Here is a 17,776-nt window from a genome sequence, read left to right as displayed (position 1 = left end):
TTAAATATAACTAAGATTGTTGCACAGAATTATATAACGACGAGCTCGAAAAACTCTTCAGGGATAAGATATTTCTGAGCCAGCTCCTGGATTTCTTCTGCTGTAATTGCCTTAATTGTGTTAATTGAATCGTAGAAGTAAGACTCTTCTAAACCATTCAGCACATAATTTTTCCAACGGTTAATAATTTGGAAAGGGCCATCAAGGTCACCAAGAATACTTCCGATCATGTAGTTTCTTACCAGTAACAATTCCTCTTCATCCACCGGTTCATCCCGCAGCAGTTGCATCTCTTTATAGACCTCGTTTATAGTTGCTTCGCATACATCACGACCTGCTTCGGTACTAACCATCCATGCACTGTCGGCCACATGGTTTTGAAAGTAGCTATGGATGCCATATGTATAACCCTTGTCTTCACGAATGTTACTCATCAATCTTGATCCGAAGAAACCTCCAAAGAGATTGTTCAACACCTGCGCTTTCATAAAATCAGGATGACGACGATTAGGAAAAGGGCGGGCAATGCGGATGGCGCCTTGCACTCCGTTCTCATCGTTTGTGATCCGGTGCTTTTTTTGGCCTACAGGACGAACTGTAAAAGACTTTTCAGGAAGAGATTTTTTATTTAAGGGTAAATGACCAAAAGCCTGGTTGAGTTGCTGAAAAATGTCAGTGGGCAGGTTGCCTGCAACGAAAATGAGACACTTCCCATTTACGTAATAGTCGTTATAAAACTTTACTATCTGTTCGCGTGTAAGCGCATTAAAATCAGGGATGGAAGTATATCGACCATAAGGATGATCGAAGCCGAACAAATATTCATCAATGAAGCGATTGGCTACGAAGTCGCATTTTTGCAAACTCACCTTAAGCCTCTGAATTTGGTTCTGCTTATAAATTACCAGTTCTTCTTCGGGAAAGATTGAGTCTGTGATTAGTTCTTCTACAACGGGCAAAACCTGCTTCAAATGTTTGTTAAGGCAATGAAGGGTAATGTTGGCTGTTTCGTTGTAACAATTGCGATTTAAGTAAGCGCCATAATATTCAAAATGATCGTTGATCTCAAAAGCAGTCCTTTTCGACGTTCCGTTTTTCAGGAGGAAGTTAGTAGTGCCTGCAACAATGTTTTGATCTTCGTACCAATTACCTGCATAAAAAACAAGTTCAATCATTGTAACATCCTGCGCACCCGCATTGATGCTGTAAACAGGTATTCCATTATCCAGTGTAAATTTTTCGCTTTGCTTAAGCTGAAGATTGAATTCGACAGCATCTTTTATTTCTGGAGCTATTTTTCTATTTAACATGAAAATTTTACTATGAGTTCTTATTATTCGAATAAATTTTTGAAGTGTTCATTGTTGCCAAGCAATCGGGAAGAATGAACACTAATAATGTAAACAATCAGAGTGGACGCGATAAATAATTCTATATTTCTTAAAAAGGATTTAGCTATAATTGAAAGCAGGGTCTGGAACTATTTTTCCTATTTCAGGATGTGTTTCTAATTTTTCGGTTGTTGAAAAAACCTTTTGCACAAATTGGCGCGCATAGAAGCTAGAGTCTAAAGAAATATATTCGGCAATTCTATTGAGGTCAGATAATGCAGTAGACGTCGAAATTATTTCAGTCATTTTGCAAGCTTTTCTTTTGCCTCGTCGGTTGAAAAAACTTTCCCGTCTACTATGTCTTTTTCAGCTTTTTCAATTTTTTCCAGTATAACAATTCGCTCAAGCAGAACATCTATATTATCGAATTCATCCTCAGGCATTGCCTTTATAGATGCAAGTAATTTTTCGTTCTTCAACATAGAAACTCTTTTTTCAAATTTACCGATTAATTCTTACTGAAGTATCGCATGGTATTGCTGTTCGTTTCCTGGAAAATGTCGTTTGCAGCCTGTTTAATGTCTTCGATTGTTATCTCCCTATAACGCTCCAGTTCTGTGTTCATCATATCCGCATCACCGAGTAGTTCGTAAGTGGCAAGGCTGTTTGCACGGTTCATTACCGTCATGTCTTCGAACGCAATCATACTTTCGGTTTTATTCTTCACTTTTTCAAGCTCGCTTTCACCTACCAGGGCGGCTTTTATTTTCTCTACTTCTTCCTGAACGGCTTTCTCCGCCTCTTCCATTTTTACACCTTTTACCAGCTTTCCTTCTATGGTAAGCAAGCCGGTATCTACGCTACCCATATGATGGCAATCTATGTTGCTAAACACCTGCCTTTCTTTTACAAGTGCCTGGTATAATCGTGATGATCCTCCCCCACTTAATATATCACTTAACAAGTCCGCTGAGTAATACCCTTTTTCTAACCTCGATGCCATGTGCCATGTTTTGAAAAAAGCATCTAATGGAACATCGGCTTCGATATCAAGAAAGCGAGCTTCAGATTGTTTAGGTTCTTGTGGTAGGTCGCGCACATATTTCTCTCCCATTGGGATTGGACCAAACCATTTTTCTGACAAGCGTTTTACCTCATCCAATTTCACGTGTCCTGAAACAACAAGTATTGCATTTACAGGCCGGTAGTGTTTGAAAAAAAATTCTTTTACATCACTCAGCTTTGCGTTCTCAATATGACTTAAGTTTTGGCCGATAGTCATCCAGCGATAAGGATGCTTTTTGTAGGAGAGCTCTCTTAATTTATGCCACACATCTCCATACGGTTTGTTGATGTAGTGCTCCTTAAATTCTTCGCAAACCACCTTTCGTTGTACGTCAAGACTTTTTTCGCTAAAGGCCAGGCTTAACATTCTATCACTTTCGAGCCAAAAAGCTGTTTCAAGATTTTCGGCCGGTATTTGTATATAGTAGTTAGTAAGGTCGTTGGTTGTGTAAGCGTTGTTTTCGCCGCCCGCCATTTGCAACGGCTCATCATACTCTTTTATATTGATGCTACCTCCGAACATAAGGTGTTCGAACAAGTGAGCAAAGCCGGTTTTATTTGGGTCTTCATCTCTTGCGCCTACATCGTACATCACATCTACTACTGCCATCGGCGTACTGTGATCTTCATGCACAATTACCCGTAAACCATTGTCTAAAACAAAGCGATCATATTGTATCATACTTCTTATAAAAAGGAGAGCAAAACTATATTATTTAGAATTATTGAGTTCTTAATTTTTAAAGACAGCAGACTAGCCGTTGGTGGAGTGGAAACGGCTTTAGTAAACGATTATCGGCTCTGAGTAACAGATATGATCTAAGGAAGTTGCTTCGATATTTTGCTGTACAAGTGAGTGACACAACAATGTCGCTCACCGAGCTACTGTCGGTTACTACATCCCTTCTAGTCTTAGATAAATTTATTTTACCAGTTCTAATACTATCGCTGTTTTTGCCGGCAATGTTAGTGTTGATACGTTGCTGATTGTTTCACTGGTCATCACGTTACGAGCCCTTGTAAAACCATTCATCCGTTCACTGAAGCGCTTTGTTTCGAGCTTCGTTTCCTTATCATTTGTATTGGTAGCTACCATAATCGTCTTATTATTATCGTACCTGAAGTACACGTAAATGCCTTCGTTCGGCACATATTGCACGAGCTTGCCCGAATGTAAGGCCGGCGTAGTTTTACGATAATTAGTCAGTTTTTTTACATAATCAAAAGCGTCATTTTCTTTCTTGCTCCTACCCTTGCTGGTAAATTTATTATCCCTGTCTCCAGGAAAGCCACCCGGAAAATTTCTCCGTACTTCAGCATCACTTGGGTTTCTTGTATTCTTCATCAGAATTTCAGTTCCATAATACCAGGACGGAATGCCGCGGGTAGTTAGTAGCCAGGTAACACCCATCTTATACCGTTCAAAATCCTCACCGATCATCGATAAGAAACGGTCCATATCATGGTTGTCAAGCGACGTTACCAGTTTCATTGGGTCAGCGTACAGTCCATCCTGCGCAAGGGTTTGGTATAACCTGCTCACGCCTTCATCCCAACCGAACCTCTGCTTAAGCGCATCAACGATCGCATAGTTTAAAGGAAAGTCGAGCGTTCCGGGAAGATTGCTTTTGAACGGAAAGCTTACGTTATTTTTTACAAAATAAGATAGCCCATAAGGGTTAGACGCAACAGTTTCACCAAAGATGTGCATGTTTGGATACTCGGTCAGCAAAGCCTGGTTACAACGATTCATAAAAGCCGGATCGTTGTATTTATAAGTATCAATTCGCCAGGCATCAACAGCAAACATTTCGGTGGACCAGATAGCATGTTGAATTAAATAATTAGCGAGGTAAGGATTTCTAAGATTCAAATCAGGAAGGAACGATGTAAACCATCCATCCACCAGCAGCCGACGATCAGTTTCTGCACCGTGAGGATCAGCTAATGCCTGCTCTTTGTGTGTCGTACCTGTGTACACCGGCCAGTTGTTGAACCAGTCTTTTGTCGGTTGATCTTTATACATCCAATGCTCATCGCTTACGTGGTTATACACTGCATCTTGTACCAGCTTTATACCTTTTTGATGCAAAATCTTTGAAAACTGTAAATAGCCTTCATCTCCGCCAAAGCGGCGATCCACCTTATAATGATCAGTAAAATGGTAACCGTGATAGCCTGCCTGCATTCGATCCGGAGCTTCCTGTTTTAGCTGTTCATCATTTTCAATAACCGGCGTCGGCCAAATGGCCGTTACTCCCAACTCCTGCAAATAATCAAAGTGATCTGTTATGCCTTTAAGATCGCCTCCATGACGCAGAACCGGATTGTTAGCATCAACGGTGGCATCAGCCATGTCACCGAATTTGTCATTAGTGGTATCACCGTTGGCAAAACGGTCGGGCATAACGAGGTAAATAAAGTCGGCAGATGTAACGCCAGTGCCCTTTATAATTTTGTCCCTTTGCTTTAATAGATAAGGCCTCGTAATTGTTTTTGTGCCGGACTTGCCTATGATGTTACATGTACCAGGCTTGGTTGAGGGAGCAATATTTATATCGAGAAACGCATAATTAGGGTTTTTTACTTTGCTTGTTTTTACCAGTTTTATTCCCGGATAGCTAATCGAATAAGAAAGGGTTCCTGCGCCCGGACCGTATACTAATAGCTGGAGGTTTTGGTTTTTCATTCCTACCCACCAATTGGTTGGGTCAATTCTTTTTATGGCAACATTTGGTTGGGCAGAGATATGTGTGCTAATTAAAACACACGCAAAGAGTGCAAACAGATTCCTCATTAATCAGAGATTGAAAAAATTATAAAATAGGCTTCATCAAAAGTAACGGCAATAAATAAAAGTGGCGAATGATTTGCATTGCATCAGATTCCTTGTTCTTAAAGAAAACAACTCATACATACATGCAACACATTGATTGGGCAAAAGTTTTTATGCCGGATACTCCAATACTTGAAATCATTGTCAGGGGCACCGTCACCTACCTCGCGCTTTTTACGCTGTTGAGAATAATATTAAGAAGAGAATCTAGCAATCTTGGAATAACAGATATGCTTGTGATTGTGCTGATAGCGGACGCCTCACAAAATGCAATGGCAGGTGCATATAATTCTATTGCCGACGGAGTTATTTTGGTAGCTGTGATAATAGGATGGAGCTACACGTTGAACTGGCTTAGTTTCAACTGGCCATTTTTTGAACGTCTGCTAAGTCCGCGAAAATTATTGCTGGTTGATAATGGAAAAATGATCAAGCGAAACATGCGAAAAGAGTTAATCACAGACGAAGAGCTAATGACCGAGGTGAGAAAAGCAGGTCTCACAGAACTGCAGCAAATAAAAGTAGCATTCATGGAAAGTGATGGGAGTATTAGCATTGTAAAAAATGAAAAGGAATAGTTGGCAACGGGTAAGAAGAATTTTTGTAATCCGACAATATAATTTCAATTAAACATCTCTTGCGTCGCACTCTTGTACATTCGTTCCTTTTAAGTGCTTTTTTCATATTCCGGCAAATTTCTTATCGCAAGACTTAGCTACAAAAAAGGTTTAAAGCGCCCGTGCTGCTGCAACTTCTTTAAACGAAGTTGACTTTTTTCACCACTCTTGGTAGCGAAAGAAATAATATCTTGCTAGGGAATAAATCAATAAAATTCCTTCTTACTATCAGCAAAATTCGCCGCCCTTTACGGAGCGTAATGATTAGGATCAGGTAACAAACATTTTCAACAAAAAAACAAAAGTGAACCATATGAATAACTTCAATAATGATCGCCGGAGGTTTATAAAAGGGGCAGCGGCTACAGTTGCCTTAACAACTCTAGCCTCCAGCGGAATGGGCTTTATGTTTGCTCCGGACAAAACGTATCGCGTTGCTTTAATCGGAACAGGCTGGTACGGAAAAAGTGATCTTTTTAAATTAATACAGGTAGCGCCGGTTGAGGTAGTCGCACTCTGCGATGTAGATAAGAACCAACTATCTGAAGCCGGTAAAATGGTGAGCCAGCGGCAAAAGTCTGGGAAGACCCCGCAGTTGTACAGTGATTACAGAAAAATGTTGGCAGAAAATCCTTTAGACATAGTGCTCATTGGTACCCCGGATCACTGGCATGCACTAACGGCCATTGAATCAATGAAAGCTGGCGCACATGTGTATGTTCAAAAACCCATAAGCGTAGATGTGATCGAAGGAGAAGCGATGGTAGCAGCTGCACGAAAGTACAACCGCGTGGTTCAGGTAGGCACGCAACGTAGAAGTACCCCTCACCTAATAGATGCAAAGAAAAACATTGTCGACGCCGGACTTTTAGGCAAAGTATCTCACGTAGAAATGTGCTGCTATTACCACATGCGTAATAACGGCAATCCTGCCACCCAACCTGTTCCGGATTTTCTTGATTATGAGATGTACGCCGGACCTGCACCTAAGCTTCCATATGTAGGTTTACCTCATCGTGGTGGTTGGCGTTCGCGCATGGAATATGGAAACGGAATAGTAGGTGACATGTGCATTCACATGTTCGATGCTACAAGATGGATGCTTGGGTTAGGGTGGCCAAAAAAGGTGAGCTCAACCGGTGGGATCTATGTGAACAAAGGAACAAGATCAAATATCTCTGATACTCAGTCAGCCTTATTTGAATACGACGACCTCAACTGTATCTGGCAGCATCGCACCTGGGGAACAGCCTCTGACCCTGACTTCCCATGGTCATTTAAAATTTATGGCGATAAAGGAACGCTGCAGGCAGACGTTTATAAGTACAATTTTATTCCTGACGGAAAGGGCGAGAAGATACATAAGGACGCGGTGTATGAAAAAGAAAAATACCCCGAGGACCTTACAGAGCCTGGAATTGAAATTCATACAGCACCAGCGACCAGGGGTCACATGCTTAACTTTCTCAATGCTATTGAAACTAAAAGCCGGCCGGTAGCGGATATCGAAGAAGGTCATATTTCAACGGCAAGTTGCATATTGGCAAACTTGTCTATGCAAACCGGCAGACCGGCAGTATACGATCCAAAGAAACGTATAGTTGTTGGAGACCCTGAAATGACAGCGCTGTTAAAACGCTCTTACCGCGGCCCATGGCAACATCCTGAACCAAATAAAGTGTAGGCAAGAAAAAAAAAGTAGTTAAGGATAAAATAAAAAACCCTGTTGCTTGCAACAGGGTTTTTTATTTTATCTAAGTGATTATACTTACCAGTTAGGACTTTGTTTCAATGTTGGAGCGTTTGTTATTTCGCTTGTAACTAATGGGAAATAATAGTTTTTAGAGGTGAAAACGCGATCCTCTAATTTGAAACGCTGCATCTTGTATTTTACTCCTTGCACATCAAAGGTTCCTGTTGGGTCTGCAACTGGCCTCATTCCGTGAGCATACCTTTGAACTCTAGGGTAAGGCCATACAGAAGGCGGATTTGGAGATGCTTTGTATGCAGCTTCGCGTGCAAGTTCTTCAGGAGAATCTGGTTCCAAATTCCAACGTGCATAGAAGTACCGCTTGTTCTCATAGAATAACTCCACACGACGCTCTCTCTGAATGTACTTGTGAAGTGCTGCCTGGTCTAATCCCGGAGGAACCGGAGCCATGAATGAACGGGCACGTAGATTATTTAATACAGTATAAGCTTCGGGGCTTCCACCGCTTAATTTGTTCATTGCCTCAGCATATATCAACTGAATTTCTGGTAGACGAATAGCAGGGAAATGCAACTGCCAACCACCACTACGCTTCCAATCTTCATGATAAAACTTACGCAGGTAATATCCTGTTGAGGTAGCATTGCTAGCACCAATTCTGTCGGCGCCGGTTGCAGTGTTTATAATTTTGTTTTGATACGTCGAGCCATGATACATGATATCGGAATAAAAACGCGGGTCACGCTTTTCGTAGGGCAGATTTTCATCAAAACCCTTCGCTTTTGCCTGGGGATCGTAAGTAGCATATCCAAAACCATCGTTTCCGATAAATTCGTATTCGTCAACCTGCTCTTGCAAGGGTTGCAAACGAGAACCGCCTCCGTATGACGGTGGTATATGGTCACCTTGCCAGGCTTCGTTTTTATTGTTAGTAAGAATTAGGATGTATTCATTCTGCAAAGAAGCTCCGTCAATATAGATCTGCTTTATTCTTGCATACACCTTGTTATTACTTTCCGCCTGGAAGTCAGAACCTTTACCTGCGTACAGACTGTAGCGAGGTGCTGCATTATTTTTAAGGTCCATTACAGCTTTAGCAGCATCAGCAGCAAGCTTCCATTTACTTTCGTCGTAAGCACTATATGTTTCTCTACCTGCACGACTATCATTGCCCGGTAATTTTCCACCGTTGTACATTGGGCTGGCATTCATATAAAGAATGATCGCCTTTAATGCCATGGCCGCACCTTTGTCCACTCTTCCGTATTCTATATCAAGGTGACGCGCAGGTAATTCCGCAATTGCAAAGTCAAGATCTGCAAGGATTTTTTTAAGGAAGGTTGGCCACGGCTCGCGAACAAATGCAACATCCCCGGCTAGGTCTGCCACACGATCCATGTACACGATATCACCATACCAACGCGTGGCAAGGAAGTGAAGATATGCGCGTATAAAACGAACTTCTGCAACACGATTCTTCAAATCACCGGGTTGAAGAGGATTGTCTGGTGATTTGTATTTTTCTACACCTGCAATAAATACATTGGCTCTGCGAATGGAAGTATAGAAGTCGTTCCAATACATTCCGTTTGCTTTACTCGGCATTCCGATAGAAGGGCCGAAACTTCCAAAATTAAACTGATCCGGAATGGCCTGTTCTACCTGTGTGCCCTTACACTCGTCAGTGATACCTGATATTGAAAAGTCCTGAAGACCTACAATACCGCGATCACGCTCGCGCATATCTCTATAGAGCCTGTTAGCTGCACCATTTACCTGGTCCCAATTGCTAAAAGCCGCTTGTTCATCAATCTGATTATCGGGCTGCCTGTCTAAGAATTTTGAGCAGGAGTTAAATAATAAAATAGCGCCCGGAAGGATTATTAAAGAAAGATATTTTCTGATTTTCATAATTGTCTAATTAAAATGTTACGTACATACCAAAGTTTATTACTCGCTGTATAGGATACCAGTCGCCGCCTGTGTTAGTCTCAGGGTCAACATCGTACTTCTTTAATTTATCCCATGTTAAAAGGTTCAGGCCTTGCACATAAAAGCGCGTTTTTGAAAATCCTACCTTTTTCAACAAACTGTTTGGAAGGGAATATCCTACTTCGAAACTCTTCAGGCGTATGTAAGAAGCGTCGCCAAGAAATAGTGAACTGTTTGGATTTTTATTATTTACATAAGTGCCGTAGTGCACAGCGGGGTAAGTAGCTGTGGCAGCCGTAGCGGGAGTCCAACGGTCAAGGTGAAAAGGTTTTACCCTTCCGATGATATCCTGGCCATATGTTGGAAAGTCATAAGAAGCTGCATCAATCAACAGAACGCTGGTGTTTGTAGCGCCTTGAAACAGCAAGCTCATGTCGAAACCTTTGTAAGACATACCCATTGGAATACCGAATTGTATTTCTGGATTACGAGGATTTCCCATAGCTATTCTGTCTTCCTGGTCTGTAATCTGGCCATCTCCGTTTTGGTCCTTGTACACAACATCTCCCGGGATTACTTTACCCCATTTTTGATATACCTGTGTATTAAGCTTGTCAGCCTCAGCCTGGTCTCTCACAAAATGGTCGAACTCATAGACAAATTGTTCTCCAATACGTCTACCGGTGCGGTTTGCATAAGAGACAGACTTTCCATCAGGTGCTACACGGTCTACTTCATCAATAAACATAATCTTGTTTCTCGCAAATGAGAGGTTGGGTCTGATGTAATAACCAAAGTTCTTTCCTATTTTATCAGTCCAGCCTACTTCAACCTCAAAGCCTTTATTGTTTACTATTCCAAGATTGAGTTGTGGAGAGCTTTGTCCTACAACAGCAGACAAGTTTCTTGTACCATTGGTTCCAGGTTGTGTGAGGATGTCGTAGCGATGTTCGTAAAAGAAATCTGCAGTGATACTAAACTTGTTTTTTAGTGTTCTTATTTCGAAACCTAGATTAGATTTTCTGGCCTTTTCCCAGGTTAAATTTGGATTGGCAAGATTTCCCTCAAGCACATTTGCGGGAACACCTGAATTCAGATCCATACCAAAATTGTAGGTGTCACCGTTGGTATTGAAAAACTGGAGGTATCCAAACCTGTTTCCAGGCAGTTGATCGCTTCCCACAAGTCCGTAAGAACCTCTTATTTTCAGATAATCGATAAACTTATAATTTTTCATGAAATCCTCGTTGCTTGCAACCCAACCTACTGCTACCGCAGGAAAAAGACCATATCTGCGACCCTTAGCAAAATTTTCAGAACCGTTATAGGCTGCGTTTATTTCAAACAAGTATTTTTCAGCGTAGTTATAAGTTGTTCTAAAAGCCAATCCCTGGCTTGCAAATGGAACATCGTTTTGAAATATCCTCTTTGTTTGCGTACCCAATATCAGTGCAGTCACGTTATGAACTCCGAAAGAGCGAGCATAGTTTAACGAACCTTGAATATTGTTTTTACGCTGAGGTTGAGGAGTACGGGCATCAAAGCCATTATTCATTGTGTTGTTTGCAATGCGACGAGGCGAAGCATAAGCGCCTGTATAGTGTCCTCCATTCATAAACACGTCCACTCCTACTTGGGGGTAGAAAGTAGCGTACCCGCCGTATTCGCGGTAGCCCTCAGATTCATGAGGTATTGTTCTATCCACAGTGTTTCCAGACTGGTTGTCATAAGAAAATTGCAGATCAAAGACAAGACCTTTAGTTATAAAGTCGAGTTTGTGACCCAACGCAAAGCTTCCATCCATAAATGTCTTGTACTCATTAATAAAACCCGAGTACGCGAGTTCGCCTAAGATATTGTATCTATAAAGCTGGGTACCAAAAAGCAGCCCTTCAGGGTGTTTTGCTATGTATGCTTTATTGGCGGCGTTATCGTTGTTCTCGTTGATAACAGGATAAATGGACGGTTGTGTATTGGCGATATTGACGATTCTGGCTGCGGTAGTACCTGGCGCAATTCTATTCTGAATACGACCACCGAGGCTCATCTTAGCATAAAAATTATCAGTGATGTTTATGTCAATATTTGATCTGAAGTTGTACCGCTTAAAAGTAGCATTCGTATTATTGGCGCCATTATCGGTGTGTTGGTAGTTTCCATTCTGGTTCATCAAACCACCCAAAATAAAGTACCTGGCCGTTTTTGTTCCTCCCTGTATGGTTAAACTGTAATCTTGCTGCATACTGGGTTTAAAAGCATAATCGAAAAGATTTGTATTATATCCCAGACCATCAGAGTTATCTCCTTTAGCTATTCTGTAATTTGCAATTTGTGTGGGAGAAAAAAGCGCCGCAGAAGTGGTGGGGTTGTCGTTTAACCTAGCTTCATTATAGAGGGTTGCGTAGTCAGCAGATCCGAGGTATTGCGGAAATCTTACCGGCGAAGAAATACCATTCGCAGCTTTAAAGGTAACATTCGCTTTTTCCATATTTCTACCTCTCCTTGTTGTAACCAATATAACTCCGTTCGCACCTCTAACTCCGTATACAGCAGTCGCAGATGCGTCTTTCAAAATTGATAAAGTTTCAACTTCCTCAGGATTCAAATACTGGAAATCACGCTCTATACCATCAACCATTACAATAGGTCTTTGTGCCGCATTACCAGTGTTGTAAGTAGATGCACCACGAATGAAAATCTCACTTTGGTCTACGCCCGGTTCGCCACCACTAAATTGGTTGGCCATTAAACCCGGCATTCTACCTGCTAATGCATTAGACAAGTTGGTACTAGGGGTTTGCCTGAGCTCTTTTGTAGTAATAGTAGAAATAGCTCCGGTTACTGTCACTTTTTTCTGCGTACCAAAGCCTACAACAACTACGTCGTCTAAGGAAGATACTTCAGCACTCAACGTAACGTCAATTTTAGTTTTTCCCTGTACTGCAACCGTGAGGGTTTTAAAACCCACATAGCTGAACGTTACTTCAGCAGTTTCTGAGACAGAAATAGAGTAATTACCATTATTGTCGGTAGTTACACCACCTCTCTGGCCGGCTATTGACACAGAAACTCCTGCCAGAGGAATACCCTTGTCATCTTTTACATTTCCTTTTACTGGAATTACGGCCAGTGGAGAAGCTTCTGTCACTTTTCCTTTTTCCCTAGCACTAACCTCTGTGCAGGCAACGCTTAAGCACACGGCAGTTAGCGTAAGAAACAGGGGCTTTTTAAATCTTCGCGTTATTCCTGTTCCTAGTGAGACACTTACTTTTCTCATGTTGTGATAGTTGGTTTTAATAAGTCAGTCAATTTTTCTTTTATTTGGAATTTATACGGATAGTGGCATGATTGGTTGATACGTTTGCTCTAGTAGGAAGAGTTTAATTATTCAAAGAATAAAGTGATAATAGGAGAAGGATTGATTTGCGAACTAAGCCAGCACGAAAAACGTTTCGCTTATCCACATAACTTTTCTTAGTACTATCTGAATTACAATTCAGATAGTTTAACTATCATCCTTCGTCTTACTTGGAAATTTTTATTTGAAAGAAGTGGCCACTGCTGACAAATGTGATAAGAAGACTATAAATACTTTTTACAGAGTCTTACATAAAATTATTAGTTGCCTTTTTTTGAAATGCTGCTACAATTTAAAAGAATGATAAAAAGGTATTCTTTTTATAAAAAACTTACAGGGTTAAGCAGCGTGCATCCCAAATCTTGTAAGGCTTGACCACTATTTGTTTAGACACCAATGTTACAGAAAAAAGTTAAAGTAAATCCAAAAAAATTTACTCAAAACTGAAAATTCTATCATTAAACCTTCTAACCTTCAGTGTATTTTTATCGACTAAATTTATAGGAGCGCTTATATTTTTATATGAGTTACTATTATAAGTAATAAAAATCTTCTACATGCTTTCAAGGTTTTTAACCAAAGTTCTTTTTACAGCAATAGCATCTTTGTTCATTTCTTATCTTCTTAAGGGTGTCTATATTGATAGTATTCGAACAGCCCTTATTCTTGCAATTGTCCTGGCGTTGCTTAATAACTTTATAAAACCACTTCTCATCATTTTAACGTTGCCCATAACCCTCGTTACGCTCGGACTGTTCCTGCTTGTCATAAATATTCTCATTATTAAATGGGCCTCAAGCCTGGTAGCAGGTTTTAGGGTAGATGGATGGTGGTCGGCGTTATTGTTTAGTCTGTTACTGTCATTCCTTACCTCAGTAATCGAACGCGTCGTTGGAAATAAAAAATAGTAAACCTGCTTTATGTTATTTGACCGGAAAGATCTCACGAAAGAGCAACTCATTGTTTTCTATAGATCCCTGTTACTTCCAAGACTTATCGAAGAAAAAATGCTGGTTCTACTAAGACAGGGAAAAATAAGTAAGTGGTTTAGTGGCATTGGGCAAGAGGCAATTTCAGTAGGTGCTACGCTGGCTTTACAACAAGACGAATGGATGATGCCTTTGCATAGAAATTTAGGTGTTTTTACTACACGCCAAATGCCGCTTCACAAGCTGTTCATGCAATGGCAGGGTAATAAAGATGGGTATAGCAAGGGTAGAGAAAGAAGCTTTCATTTTGGTTCAAAAGAACATTATATCTGTGGAATGATCTCGCATCTCGGGCCACAGCTTGCAGTTGCTGATGGAGTTGCGTTGGCGTATAAGCTGCGTAAAGAAGATAAAGTTGCAGTCGCTTTTTCGGGAGAAGGTGCAACAAGCGAAGGAGATTTTCACGAGGCTTTAAATGTTGCAGCCGTTTGGGATTTGCCCATCATTTTTATCATTGAGAATAATGGCTATGCTTTAAGTACTCCAACCAATGAACAATACAGATGCGAGAGGTTGGTCGACAAAGCAAAGGGATACGGCATGGAAGGTGTACGCATTGACGGGAATAATATCCTCGAAGTTTATGATACTATTAAAGGTGTGCGGGAGTATTGTATTAGAAATCAAAAGCCTTACTTAATAGAATGCATGACTTTTAGAATGCGAGGTCATGAAGAAGCAAGCGGAACGAAGTATGTACCACAAGCAATGTTTGACGAATGGGAAGCAAAAGACCCTATAAAAAAATTTGAAGAATATTTGTTAGAGCAGGAAGTTATCGACACCCACAAAGCATCACAGATAAAAATTGAGATTAGACAAACGATAGAGGAAGAATTAAAAATTGCTTTCAATGCTCCATCAATTACTGCTGATAAACAGGAAGAGTTGAATGATGTGTATGCACCCATTCTGCGAAAAGATTTTGCCCAGTTGCAACAGGTTGAAATAACAAAGTCTGAAAGAGCCCCTCGTGATCTTCGGCTGGTTGATGCAATTAAAGAAGGACTTCATCAATCGATGCACCAACACCCCAATCTAATCCTGATGGGACAAGACATAGCCGAATATGGAGGAGCTTTTAAAGTAACGGAGGGTTTTGTTGAAGAATTTGGTGAAGAAAGAGTGCGTAATACTCCTTTATGTGAAAGTGCGATTATTGGCGCCGGTTTGGGTTTGAGCCTCGAAGGATTCAAAAGCGTAATTGAGATGCAGTTTGCAGATTTTGTAACTGCAGGATTTAACCAGATAGTAAATAACCTCGCTAAGATTCATTACAGGTGGTCTCAAAATGCAGATGTAGTTATTCGAATGCCTACAGGTGGAGGAGTTGGTGCAGGACCATTTCATAGCCAAAGCAATGAAGCGTGGTTTGTACATACACCCGGGTTGAAGGTTGTTTATCCATCCTCTCCTATTGATGCTAAAGGATTATTGATTGCAGCTATCAATGATCCTAACCCTATTTTGTTTTTTGAGCATAAAGCGCTTTACAGAAAAGTAAGCGGGGATGTGCCTGCTGATTATTACGAGATAGAAATAGGTAAAGCGAACCTGGTTAAAGAAGGAACAGACATCTCAATTATCACGTACGGAATGGGAGTTCATTGGGCACTCAACTTTGCTGCAAGCAACCCAAATATTTCTCTTGACATTCTTGATCTTCGAACTTTACTTCCACTCGATTATGATGCTATAAAATCAACAGTTACAAACACCGGCAAAGTTTTGATCCTACATGAAGACACACTAACAGGTGGAATAGGCGGCGAAATCAGTGCGTGGATAAGTGAACATTTGTTTGAATTATTAGATGCACCAATTATTAGATGTGCTTCTTTAGATACTCCTGTCCCCTTCAATTTGGCACTGGAAAATAATTTTATGGCATTAAGCTCATTAGAAAAATCTATCGAAAAACTTTTAAACTACTGACGTTATAAAAGCACTTTAGCGACCGGAAAGAATACTCTTTTTATCGCTGCAGGTTGCATCCAATTAATTTTTTAAAAAAATTTTTTTGATTCAAAAAATACTTCATCTTTACAACCTCTTAACAAACTAACACTTGTTAGTACGAAACGCAGTACATGGTGAACATAGAGCTGGTCGGCCTTTAACGATTGCTTGCATTTTCTTGATTTCCAGCTCTGTTTTCACCATTTTTTCTTCTTCAATTTAAAGCTTCATAATTTTCCCGCTTTACTAATGCAGTCTTTCTTACTGCTACTTGCAGGTTATTATCTGTTTTCGAAATTTCTATTAAATAATATCAAAACTATAACGTAAACACTTGGGCGCGACACGCAATTAGCCACGTCATCGTAAGCTTTAAACTTTTGTGAAAGGGGCATTTCAGTAGACCGTTTCTTCTTATTTTTCCGTTAGAATATAAAAATTAGCAGTACATCCTAATGAAACGCACCCCCCTAATACTTGTTCTTGCATTAATTTTTTTTAGTAACACTTCATTTTACCGAACCACTTACAGCAAGAGTGCTTTTTACATTGTTATAGATAAAAGCGACTATGAACTGAACGTGTACGATGCAGAAGGTTGGCTCGTTACTTTTCCAATTGTTTTAGGCAATAAAGACCAGGGTGATAAGTTGGTGCAGGGTGACAGGAAGACGCCGGAGGGTTCGTTTACCATTGTTAGTAAACGAGTACATGAAAAATGGTGCAGGTATATGGGGCTCGACTTTCCTACCGCTGCAGACATTGAAAAATTCAATATGCGCAAAAGACAAGGTATTATACCTCGCAATGCAGTACAAGGTGGAGGAATTGGAATCCACGGTACATGGCCACATGAAGATTACGCAATTGATCAATACCAGAATTGGACAGAAGGCTGCATAAGTTTAAAAAATGAACATGTAAAACAACTGTTTGCAATGATACCCGTTGGCACAAGAGTAACTATCAAGAAGTAACGAGCGTATAAACTGCTACCCTTTTCATTTATCCTCAAGAAAAGCTTTTACCGTTTCATTCCACTTACCCGGCTCATTCTTCGCAAGGCTTTGATGGCCACTCTCAGCATATATCGTTAGATGTTTTTTTTGGGACGGAAGGTTGTCAAATATTTCTTTTGTTTCGGTTTCACTTACCCGAAAATCGTTTTGGCCCCACTGAAGTAAAACAGGCACCTTGATACTTTTAGCATATTCGGCAGGCTCATGATTAAATGCCCAAAACCTTTGTTCGACTCCTCCCCAAAAAGTTAGCATTGTAGCAAGAGGCTGAGATGGTAAATGCATTATTCTCAGTCTTCCTTTTACCGCATCGGTTAGAGAAGCAAAGGGCATTTCCAAAATAATTTTTGCGGGCTGAATATCTTTATAGTCGCTCATTGCTTTTGTGATAGTGGCAGCGCCCAAAGAGATACCCCATAAGATGATATTTTTCTCACCTTTCGCCTTAATAAAATCATACACAGCCTTTACATCGTGGCTTTCATCGAAACCAATCGTGCAAATATTTCCTTTGCTGTTGCCATGCGCTCTAAAATCGACAAGGCAAACATTGTAACCGTAGTTATAGAAATTTTCTGCTTCAGTTAAAACACCACCCTTGTTTCCACCATGTCCGTGAAATAAGATAACTGTTCCCTTTGCCGAGTCTTTTGGTACGTACCACCCTTCCAGTATAATACTGTCTGTCGTCTTTATATAGGTTGTTTGATAAGGATGAGTAGGCGTCGCAGCTATCGGAAGTTTAAAATAATCAATACCAAAAAGAATAGCTTTTGTTTTATCCCAACCGTCCATTAACTCAGGTTTCTTTACGGCTGTATGTCCCTTATCATAGAAGTGCGTAAATTTATAAGCATGAAAAGCAGCAACGATGTTAAGCAGTACAAAAATGAAAAGCAGTAGTCGTGCAACCTGCCTCAAAAGCTTTTTCATGTATTTTATTTGGTTAAAGATATTTA

At 40.5% G+C, this 17,776-nt stretch carries 13 protein-coding genes; 5 read left to right on the top strand and 8 right to left on the bottom strand.

Annotated features, from left to right (window positions below; genetic code table 11):
- Positions 1-29: 29 nt before the first annotated feature.
- From SAE01_RS20065 to SAE01_RS20045, 5 genes are all read right to left on the bottom strand, one after another.
- Positions 30-1,310, bottom strand: coding sequence for a M16 family metallopeptidase (locus tag SAE01_RS20065; RefSeq protein WP_147205593.1), 1,281 nt, complete (start codon positions 1,308-1,310; stop codon positions 30-32).
- 141 nt (positions 1,311-1,451) lie between these two features.
- The gene (locus SAE01_RS20060) at positions 1,452-1,637 is read right to left on the bottom strand and encodes a type II toxin-antitoxin system RelE/ParE family toxin (protein WP_147205592.1); all 186 of its coding nucleotides are present in this window, start codon (positions 1,635-1,637) and stop codon (positions 1,452-1,454) included.
- Positions 1,634-1,813: a hypothetical protein gene (locus tag SAE01_RS20055; RefSeq protein WP_147205591.1), complete on the bottom strand. Its 180-nt coding sequence runs from the start codon at positions 1,811-1,813 to the stop codon at positions 1,634-1,636. Before SAE01_RS20055 ends, SAE01_RS20060 begins: the two co-directional genes overlap by 4 nt.
- A gap of 26 nt (positions 1,814-1,839) precedes the next feature.
- Positions 1,840-3,078 carry a M16 family metallopeptidase gene (locus tag SAE01_RS20050; protein WP_147205590.1) on the bottom strand — a complete coding sequence of 413 codons (1,239 nt, stop codon included), beginning with the start codon at positions 3,076-3,078 and terminating at the stop codon, positions 1,840-1,842.
- 240 nt (positions 3,079-3,318) lie between these two features.
- A complete protein-coding gene (locus SAE01_RS20045) occupies positions 3,319-5,193 on the bottom strand; it encodes a glycoside hydrolase family 13 protein (RefSeq protein WP_147205589.1) in 1,875 nt (624 codons plus the stop codon).
- A 122-nt stretch (positions 5,194-5,315) separates the two neighbouring features.
- Here SAE01_RS20045 and SAE01_RS20040 point away from each other — a divergent pair, with 122 nt between their 5' ends.
- Entirely contained in the window at positions 5,316-5,810 is a 495-nt protein-coding gene (locus tag SAE01_RS20040) for a DUF421 domain-containing protein (protein ID WP_147205588.1), read from the top strand.
- A gap of 352 nt (positions 5,811-6,162) precedes the next feature.
- Complete coding sequence (locus tag SAE01_RS20035; RefSeq protein WP_147205587.1) at positions 6,163-7,533, top strand: Gfo/Idh/MocA family oxidoreductase; 1,371 nt, start codon at positions 6,163-6,165, stop codon at positions 7,531-7,533.
- A gap of 84 nt (positions 7,534-7,617) precedes the next feature.
- Here SAE01_RS20035 and SAE01_RS20030 read toward each other — a convergent pair whose 3' ends face one another.
- Positions 7,618-9,471, bottom strand: coding sequence for a RagB/SusD family nutrient uptake outer membrane protein (locus SAE01_RS20030; protein ID WP_147205586.1), 1,854 nt, complete (start codon positions 9,469-9,471; stop codon positions 7,618-7,620).
- Between the two features lie 10 nt (positions 9,472-9,481).
- Positions 9,482-12,769 (bottom strand): SusC/RagA family TonB-linked outer membrane protein, encoded by a 3,288-nt coding sequence (locus SAE01_RS20025; RefSeq protein WP_147205585.1) that lies wholly within the window; start codon positions 12,767-12,769, stop codon positions 9,482-9,484.
- Between the two features lie 638 nt (positions 12,770-13,407).
- Between SAE01_RS20025 and SAE01_RS20020 the strand changes: the two genes are divergently transcribed.
- From SAE01_RS20020 to SAE01_RS20010, 3 genes are all read left to right on the top strand, one after another.
- Positions 13,408-13,758: a phage holin family protein gene (locus SAE01_RS20020; RefSeq protein WP_147205584.1), complete on the top strand. Its 351-nt coding sequence runs from the start codon at positions 13,408-13,410 to the stop codon at positions 13,756-13,758.
- Between the two features lie 12 nt (positions 13,759-13,770).
- Positions 13,771-15,774 carry an alpha-ketoacid dehydrogenase subunit alpha/beta gene (locus SAE01_RS20015; protein ID WP_147205583.1) on the top strand — a complete coding sequence of 668 codons (2,004 nt, stop codon included), beginning with the start codon at positions 13,771-13,773 and terminating at the stop codon, positions 15,772-15,774.
- Positions 15,775-16,253: 479 nt separating this feature from the next.
- Positions 16,254-16,775, top strand: coding sequence for a L,D-transpeptidase family protein (locus tag SAE01_RS20010; protein ID WP_147205582.1), 522 nt, complete (start codon positions 16,254-16,256; stop codon positions 16,773-16,775).
- Between the two features lie 24 nt (positions 16,776-16,799).
- Here SAE01_RS20010 and SAE01_RS20005 read toward each other — a convergent pair whose 3' ends face one another.
- Positions 16,800-17,750, bottom strand: coding sequence for an alpha/beta hydrolase (locus SAE01_RS20005; protein ID WP_147205581.1), 951 nt, complete (start codon positions 17,748-17,750; stop codon positions 16,800-16,802).
- Between the last annotated feature and the right edge of the window lie 26 nt (positions 17,751-17,776).

This window comes from Segetibacter aerophilus (assembly GCF_007991655.1).
Taxonomy (GTDB): Bacteria; Bacteroidota; Bacteroidia; order Chitinophagales; family Chitinophagaceae; genus Segetibacter; species Segetibacter aerophilus.
Note: the sequence above shows the minus strand (reverse complement) of the source record. Positions and strands in the feature narration are given on the sequence as shown.